The sequence below is a fragment of the Jiangella rhizosphaerae genome (genome assembly GCF_003579925.1).
GTDB classification, from domain to species: domain Bacteria; phylum Actinomycetota; class Actinomycetes; order Jiangellales; family Jiangellaceae; genus Jiangella; species Jiangella rhizosphaerae.
This window is the reverse complement of record NZ_QUAL01000367.1, coordinates 1-7,858: the sequence shown is the minus strand read 5'-3', so window position 1 is coordinate 7,858 and position 7,858 is coordinate 1. Positions and strand designations below refer to the sequence as shown.

Annotated in this window: 7 protein-coding genes; 3 read left to right on the top strand and 4 right to left on the bottom strand. The window is 72.4% G+C overall.

Features of this window, described 5'->3' with window-relative positions:
• Nucleotides 1-82 precede the first annotated feature (82 nt).
• Entirely contained in the window at nt 83-769 is a 687-nt protein-coding gene (locus tag DY240_RS25425) for a hypothetical protein (protein WP_119662489.1), read from the bottom strand.
• Between the two features lie 366 nt (nt 770-1,135).
• On the opposite strand from DY240_RS25425, the gene DY240_RS25420 reads away from it, so the two are divergent.
• Nucleotides 1,136-2,284 (top strand): glycosyltransferase, encoded by a 1,149-nt coding sequence (locus tag DY240_RS25420; RefSeq protein WP_119662490.1) that lies wholly within the window; start codon nt 1,136-1,138, stop codon nt 2,282-2,284.
• A gap of 58 nt (nt 2,285-2,342) precedes the next feature.
• Nucleotides 2,343-4,175 (top strand): AMP-dependent synthetase/ligase, encoded by a 1,833-nt coding sequence (locus DY240_RS25415; protein ID WP_119662488.1) that lies wholly within the window; start codon nt 2,343-2,345, stop codon nt 4,173-4,175.
• A gap of 9 nt (nt 4,176-4,184) precedes the next feature.
• Here the strand turns inward: DY240_RS25415 and DY240_RS25410 are convergent, their stop codons facing one another.
• Nucleotides 4,185-4,916: a UPF0158 family protein gene (locus tag DY240_RS25410; protein WP_158602998.1), complete on the bottom strand. Its 732-nt coding sequence runs from the start codon at nt 4,914-4,916 to the stop codon at nt 4,185-4,187.
• Between the two features lie 50 nt (nt 4,917-4,966).
• Here DY240_RS25410 and hemW point away from each other — a divergent pair, with 50 nt between their 5' ends.
• Nucleotides 4,967-6,193 (top strand): radical SAM family heme chaperone HemW, encoded by a 1,227-nt coding sequence (gene hemW / locus DY240_RS25405; RefSeq protein ID WP_119662486.1) that lies wholly within the window; start codon nt 4,967-4,969, stop codon nt 6,191-6,193.
• A 70-nt stretch (nt 6,194-6,263) separates the two neighbouring features.
• Here hemW and DY240_RS25400 read toward each other — a convergent pair whose 3' ends face one another.
• Nucleotides 6,264-7,100 carry a DUF3097 domain-containing protein gene (locus DY240_RS25400; protein ID WP_119662485.1) on the bottom strand — a complete coding sequence of 279 codons (837 nt, stop codon included), beginning with the start codon at nt 7,098-7,100 and terminating at the stop codon, nt 6,264-6,266.
• Between the two features lie 129 nt (nt 7,101-7,229).
• Nucleotides 7,230-7,858 (bottom strand): MFS transporter (locus DY240_RS25395; protein ID WP_119662484.1); only part of this gene is annotated, 629 nt, incomplete at its 5' end.

Below are 7,858 nucleotides of genomic sequence, written 5' to 3'. Positions count from 1 at the left end.
GCTCCCGGCCGAGCCGCTCCCGGCCGGGCCGCTCCCGGCCGGTCCCGCGCCGGCGACCGCCGGGAGCGTCAGCGCCGCGCGGTCACTCGCAGGCCGGCGCCGTATCCAGGACAGCACGCGCATCGTCGTAGGCGCCGATGTTGACCGGCGCGGCCTCCCAGGCGGCGACCCACAGGTCCTGGGCGGCGGCCGCGGTCATCTCGCCGTCGGCGTGCGCCGCCATCGCGTTGAGGTGGTTGGCCCAGTCCTGCAGCCCGGCGGTCGAGGCCGCGACGGCGGCCGTCATCGCGGTCTCCCGCTCGAGACAGGCGGCGGCCTGCTCGACGACGTTGTCCGGCGCGCCCTCCAGGGACGTGAGGCCCTCGCAGGCAGGCAGCGCCTCGTACGCCTGCAGGGCGGCGGTGGCCTGGGCGACGTCGTCGGGGCCGGCGAGGCGCGTGCGCTTCCAGATGGCCCGCATCTCCTCCTGGGCGACCGTGCCGTTCAGCATGTCGGTGCGGGCCTGGACGTGTTCGGCCCAGTGCCCGATGCCGACGCCGGCGCTCCGGACGTAGGCGTCACCGGCGGCGAGGCGGTCGGCGCAGGCGCCGACGGCGTCGCGGGCGGCCTGGGCGAGCTCGAACGAGCCGGGTGTCTCGGCGCCCCGGGACGTCTCGGCGGCGGCGTCCGTTCGCACGCCGCCGTCGGTGGCGCCGGAGTCATCGCCGGTGTCGCCTCCGGTCAGCGCATTCACTCCCGCCCAGCCGAGCAGTGGCAGGCCGACCACCACCAGCGCGACGATGAGGATCCCAGCTGCACTACGTCGTTGGCGTTTTCGTTGCCGTGGCAAAGTGCCCCCCTTCAATCCTCGGGGCATTTTTCCATATAAGAGTGATCAAATACATAGTCGGCCATATCGGCGGAGAATACGGACATATCGATCTTGTGAGCTGGGGATTCTCTGGCGTGACGCCGCCGGCGCCAGAGGTTTTCCTGACCGCGCCGAGGCGTGAGGGCTGCCATCGTCCCCATTGGCGCAATCCGTGAATGTAGGCATGACGAATCGTGAAGACGGGGCGAAAGCGGACGCCGGAATTCACCGGATGGACACGTCGGCGTCGCCTCGGGGCCGATCCGGACGGCCAGAGTGACGGCCGTGCGCATCCTTCAGGCCGCCAATTTCGTCGCGCCGCACTCCGGCGGGATCCGCACGATGATGCGGCACCTCGCCGACGGATACGCCGCCGCTGGGCACGAGGTGGTGGCGCTGGTGCCGGGGGAGCGCAACGCGACCCGGGCCACGTCGTACGGACGCCTCATCGAGATCGCCGCGCCGACCATCCCGGCCACCGGCGGTTACCGGATGATCACCAAGTGGCGCGTCGTCGAGGACCTGCTCGCCGTCATCGCGCCGGACCGCGTCGAGGTGTCCGACCGCCTGACCCTCGTGCGCATCGGGCCCTGGGCGGCGCGGCGCGAGGTGCCGTCGGCGGTGTTCTCGCACGAGCGGCTCGACGCGCTGCTGCAGTTCCATCTGGGCCGTGCGCTGCCGACCCGGCAGATCGCCGACCGCTGGAACCGCAAGCTGGCCGCGTCGTTCGGCACCGTCGTGTGCACCACGCAGTGGGCCGCCGAGGAGTTCGTCCGGCTGGGCGTCGACAATCTCGCACACGTGCCGCTGGGCATCGACCTGGAGACGTTCCACCCGCGCCGCCGCGACCCGCGGCTGCGCGCGGAGCTGGCCCGCGGCGCCGACGTGCTGATCGTCACCGCCGTGCGGCTGTCGCCGGAGAAGCGTCCCGACCTGCTGGTGCCGATGGTCGACGAGCTGGTGAAGCGGGGCGCCAGCGTGCGGATGGTCGTGTGCGGCGACGGCTCGGTCCGCGACATGGTCGCCGAGCAGGCCGAGGGCAAGCCGGTCACCATGGCCGGCTTCGTCACCGACCGCGCGCAGCTGGCCGCGGTGCTGGCCAGCGCCGACGTCGTCGTGGCGCCGGGACCCTACGAGACGTTCGGGCTGGCCGCCCTGGAGGCGATGGCCAGCGGGACGCCGGTGGTCGCGAGCGCGCGCGGCGCGCTGCCGGAGCTGGTGGTCGGCGGGTCCGGGCGGACGGCGCCGCCGGATCCCGGCGCCATGGCCGAGGCGGTCCTGGAGGTGATCGCCGACGGCCCCGCGGCGAGGCGGGCGGCGCGCCGTCGTGCCCAGGATTTCTCCTGGTCGGATACGGTTGAGGGGATGCTCGCGGTGCACGGGCTGGAATCCCGTGTGCCGCGGAGACTGTCGCTGGAAGCTACCAGGTCGTAACCTTCCTCCACCTGGCCGCTTCCGGCCGGTCCCGTCAAGGGCGATTGGGAGGAGACGCATGAGCCTCGGCACCACTGACAAGGCGGACCTCGTCGCGGTGCGGCCGGCCTCGGTCGGCAGGATGTTCCTTGACCGTGTCGAGGCCACACCGAGCAGGGAGGCCTACCGCTACCCGAGCGGGTCCGGCTGGTCGTCGCTCACCTGGGACGAGACGAAGGACCGCGTCTGGGTCATCGCGGCGGGCCTGCTCGACCTCGGCGTCGAGCACGAGCAGCGAGTGGCCATCGCGTCGTCCACCCGCATCGAGTGGATCCTCGCCGACCTCGCCATCAACGTCATCGGCGCGGCCACGACCACCGTCTACCCCACCACCACGCCCGAGGACGTCTCGTACATCCTGAGCGACTCCGACACCCGCGTGGTGTTCGCCGAGAACGCCGAGCAGGTGGCCAAGGTGCTCGACCACCGCGCCGAGCTGCCGTCGCTGACCCGCGTCGTCGTGTTCGACGACGCCGGCGTCGACCGCCAGGACGGCTTCGTCCTGAGCCTCGCCGAGCTCGAGGAGCGCGGCCGCACCCTGCTGGGCGAGCGGCCCGACGCCGTCGACGACGCGCTCGCCGCCGTCGGTCCCGAGACGCTGGCCACGCTCATCTACACCTCCGGCACCACGGGACGGCCCAAGGGCGTCCGGCTGGTCAACGACAACTGGGTCTACGAGGGCGTCGCCGTCGACGCGTTCAAGATCCTCTCCGTCGACGACGTCCAGTACCTCTGGCTGCCGCTGTCGCACTCGTTCGGCAAGGCGCTCGAGGCCATCCAGCTGCGCATCGGCTTCGCGACCGCGGTCGACGGCAACCTCGACCACATCGTGGAGAACCTCGGCGTCGTGAAGCCGACGTTCATGGCCGGTGCGCCGCGCATCTTCGAGAAGGTGCGGGCCCGGGTCATCACCGGCGTCGAGAACGAGGGCGGCCCGAAGGCCAAGATCTTCGCCTGGGCGTTCGGCGTCGGCGCGAAGGTGTCGGCGCTGCGCCAGAAGGGCCACGAGCCCACCGGCCTGCTGAAGTTCCAGTACGGGCTTGCCGACAGGCTGGTGTTCAGCAAGATCAAGGCCCGTCTCGGCGGCAACATCCGGTTCTTCGTCAGCGGCGCGGCGGCGCTGTCGCGCGACGTCGCCGAATGGTTCCACGCCGCCGGCATGCTCATCCTCGAGGGCTACGGGCTGACCGAGACCAGCGCGGCGTCGTTCGTCAACATGCCCTACGACTGCCGCTTCGGCACCGTCGGCCCGCCGGCGCCGGGCACCGAGGTGAAGATCGCCGACGACGGCGAGATCCTGCTGCGCGGCCCCGGCGTCATGCGCGGCTACCACAAGCTGCCCGACGTCACCGCCGAGGTGCTCGACGCCGACGGCTGGTTCCGCACCGGCGACATCGGCGAGGTGGCCGACGGCTACCTGCGCGTCACCGACCGCAAGAAGGACCTCATCAAGACCTCCGGCGGCAAGTACGTCGCGCCGCAGGAGATCGAGATCATCTTCAAGGCGGTCAGCCCGCACGCCAGCCAGATCGTCGTCCACGGCGACACCCGCAACTATTGCGTCGCGCTCATCACGCTCGACCCCGAGGCCATCGCCGACTGGGCCGAGCACCACGAGCTCGGCGGCCGCTCCTACGAGGAACTCACCCGGGCGCCGGAGGTCCGGGCGCTCGTCCAGAGCCAGGTCGACCAGCTCAACGCGCGGCTGGAGCGCTGGGAGACGATCAAGAAGTTCGAGATCCTCCCGCGCGACCTCACCGTCGAGAGCGGCGACCTCACGCCCAGCCTCAAGGTGAAGCGCAAGGCGGTCGAGAAGAAGTACATGGACATCCTCGACGGGATGTACGCCTGACGGTCTCGCTCAGCCGTCGCCGGCGCTGTCCACCCACCGGCGCGGCCGCGCGCGGATGCCTTCACCGGCCAGCCACGCGCGGGCGCGCCCGGCGCGGCGTTCGGCGGAGAAGCCGTACCACTGCTCCGCGACGCCGGCCTGGTGGACCGCGTCCTTGAACCGGCGGAACGCGCCACGCCCATGGATCGCCTCGTCCAGCCGTCCGCGCAGGCGGTCGTCGGTGACGCCCGCCGCGAAATGGGCCATGTCCTCCCAGCCGTCATGTGACCCCAGCGGGTGGACGCGCAGCCATCGGTCCGGCTCGTCGTCGAGATCGACGCCGACGTCGGCGAGGTAGCCGTCGTCGCCGTCGACGAGCGGCCACGTGTCGCCGGTCTGCAGGTCGAGGTAGCCGCCGCCGTCGTTGAGGTCACCTTCGAGGAGGTCGGCGACGTCGTCGAGCTCCACCGTGAGGATCTCGCCGAGCCTCGCACGCCCGTCCGACACCGCGACGAGCTCCTCGGCGAGTTCGAGGTCGCCGTCCCAAACCCGCTCGCGAAGTGTGGCCACGACGGTGCCGGCGACGTTGTCCGCACCGGTCGCGCCGGCTTCGAGGGCGACCAGCACGGCGTCACCGGCGAGTTGCAGTGCCGGGCGAACGTCGTGGCCGGCGACGACGGCGACGATGGCGGCCGGATCACCGGAATGCAGGACCTGACGCAGGGTGGTCCGGTCGACCACCGTCGGGGGATCCTCGCGCATGCGACCACTCTGCCCCATGGCCTTGCGCCTCGGGTAGGGGACAATGGGACGTGCCCTCCACCCTGCCCGACGGCTCGCCCGCGCCCGCTGACGGTGCGCTGCCGGCCACGGCGCTCGACGGCGTCGGCCGCCGGCCGTTCGGCGTGTACCTGCACGTGCCGTTCTGCACCACCCGGTGCGGCTACTGCGACTTCAACACCTACACCGCCGACGAGCTGGGTTCCGCCCCCGGCGCCTCGCGCACGTCCTGGGCCGACGGCGCCGTCGCGGAGCTGCGGCTGGCCCGGCGGGTGCTCGGCGACGCCGACGTCCCGGTGTCGACGGTGTTCGTCGGCGGCGGCACGCCGACGCTGCTGCCGCCGGCCGACCTCGGCAGGGTGCTGCGGTTCATCGACGACGAGTTCGGCCTGGCGCCCAGGGCCGAGGTCACCACCGAGGCCAACCCCGAGTCCGTCGACGCCGGGTCGCTGGCGCAGCTGCGGGCGGCCGGCTTCACCCGGGTGTCCATAGGCATGCAGAGCGCGCGGCCGCACGTGCTCGCCGTCCTCGACCGCGTGCACACGCCCGGCCGGCCGGCGCAGGTCGTGGCCGAGGCCCAGCGCGCCGGGTTCGAGCACGTCAGCGTCGACCTCATCTACGGCACGCCGGGCGAGTCCGTCGACGACTGGCGGGCCAGCGTCGCCGCCGCCGTCGAGGCCGGGCCCGATCACGTCAGCGCCTACGCGCTCATCGTCGAGCCGGGGACCAGGCTGGCCGCCCGCATGGCCCGCGGTGAGCTGCCGCTGCCGGACGACGACGACCAGGCCGACAAGTACGTGCTGGCCGACGAGCTGCTGTCATCGGCGGGGTTCGAGTGGTACGAGCTGTCCAACTGGGCCACGTCGCCGAGCGCGCGCTGTGCTCACAACGAGCTGTACTGGACCGGCGCCGACTGGTGGGGCGCCGGGCCGGGCGCCCACAGCCACGTCGGCGGGACCCGCTGGTGGAACGTCAAGCACCCGGCCGCCTGGGCGGCCCGGCTGGCGGCGGGGGAGAGCCCGGCGCATGCCCGTGAGGTCCTCGACGCCGAGACCCGGCGGGTCGAACGGGTGCTGCTGGAGGTCCGGCTCGCGGCCGGCCTCGACCTCGCCGTCCTCGACGACGCCGGTCGGAAGGCAGCGGCCGCCGTGGTGGAGGACGGGCTGGCCGACGCCGCGGCCTTCGACGCGGGCCGCCTCGTGCTCACCCGCCGCGGCCGCCTCCTCGCCGACGCCGTCGTCCGCGACCTCCTGCCCTAGGTCTGGGTGCGGGCTGGGCGGCCGCCCCTGCTCGGACACTTCGGACCGTATTCGCCGAACAGCTCCACGATCAACCTGGCGGGTCGGTCACGAAGTCGATGAGCTCCTCGACGCGGCCGAGGAAGGCCGGCTCGAGGTCGGTGTAGGTCGTGACGCGGCCCAGGATGCGCTGCCACGCCTCCCACGACTCCAGCTTCCAGCCGAGCCGGGCGATGACGCCCTCCTTCCAGGGCTCGCCCTTCGGCACGTCCGGCCAGGACTTGAGGCCGAGCACGGATGGCCGGACCGCCTGCCAGACGTCGATGTAGGGGTGGCCGACGATGAGGACGTCTCCGGCGTACGGGCCTCCGCGCACGGCGTCGGCGAGGCGGGTCTCCTTGCTCCCGGCCACCAGGTGGTCGAGCATGACGCCGAGCCGCCGGCCGGGGCCCGGCTGGAACTCGGCGACGACGGCGGCGAGGTCGTCGGCACCGCCCAGCTCCTCGACGACGACACCCTCGACGCGCAGGTCGTGGCCCCACACCTTCTCGACCAGCTCGGCGTCGTGTTTGCCCTCGACGTAGATGCGGCTGGCCCGGGCGGTGCGCGCCTTGTGGTCGAGCACGGCGACGGAGCCGGACGCGGACACCATGCGGCCGGTCTTCGCCGGCCCGGCCGGGCGCACCAGCTCGACGGGCTTGCCGTCGATCCAGAACCCCGGCCCGAGCGGGAACGCGCGCCGCTTGCCGTGCCGGTCCTCGAGGATCACGCCGTGCTTGTCGACCTCGACGACGGCGCCGACGTACCCCGTCTGCACGTCCTCGACGACGAGCCCCGGCACGGCGGCCTCCTTCGTGCTGACCGGGTGCTTCGGGTGCGGGGAGTTCGTGAGGACGTCGCGGCCGTAGCGGTCGTTGAAGGGGCTCACGACTCGTGACGGTAGCCGCTCGCCGGTCGCGCGGACGGCAGCGACACGTGTCCGATATGGCCCGGGTATGGCAGGGGCCCCGTCGCCGTACGACGGGGCCCCAGTCTCAGGTCGGCGTGGCTGCGCCGGTCAGTGGATCATGACCGGGGCGGCCTCGCCCTCGCCGTCGAGCTCGTCGAAGGCGGCCTCCTCGGTCTCCGGGGTCGCGTTCACGAGGAAGAACGCGATGGCCGCGGAGACGACCAGGATGCCCACGGCCCACCAGATGGCGGTGGTGTAGCCGTCGACCATGCCCTGCAGCTGCACCAGCTCGGGCGGGGTCGAGCCGCCGATGTGCGCGCTGATGTAGGACGTGGTCGCCGTGGCGGCGATGGTGTTCAGCAGCGCCGTGCCGATGGCGCCGCCGACCTGCTGCGACGTGTTGATCATCGCCGAGGCGATGCCGGAGTCGCGCGGCTCGACGCCGTAGGTGGCCAGGCTCATGGCCGGCATGAACGTCGTGCCCAGGCCGAGGCCGAGCAGGATCTGCGCCGGCAGCAGCAGCGTGACGTACGAGCTGTCGACGCTCATCTGCGTGAGCAGCAGCATGCCGACCGCGGCGACCAGCAGGCCCGGCGTCATGAGGTAGCGCGCGGGGACGCGGGTCATCAGCCGGGCGCCCAGCTGGGTCGACCCGATGACCATGCCGGCGACCATCGGCAGGAACGCCACGCCGGAGCGGATCGGGCTGTAGCCCTTGACCACCTGCAGGTAGTAGG

Coding starts and splice junctions, on each gene's coding strand:
- DY240_RS25415 (WP_119662488.1), top strand. CDS start 2,343: ATGAGCCTCGGCACCACTGACAAGGCGGACCTCGTCGCGGTGCGGCCG.
- DY240_RS25410 (WP_158602998.1), bottom strand. CDS start 4,916: ATGCGCGAGGATCCCCCGACGGTGGTCGACCGGACCACCCTGCGTCAG.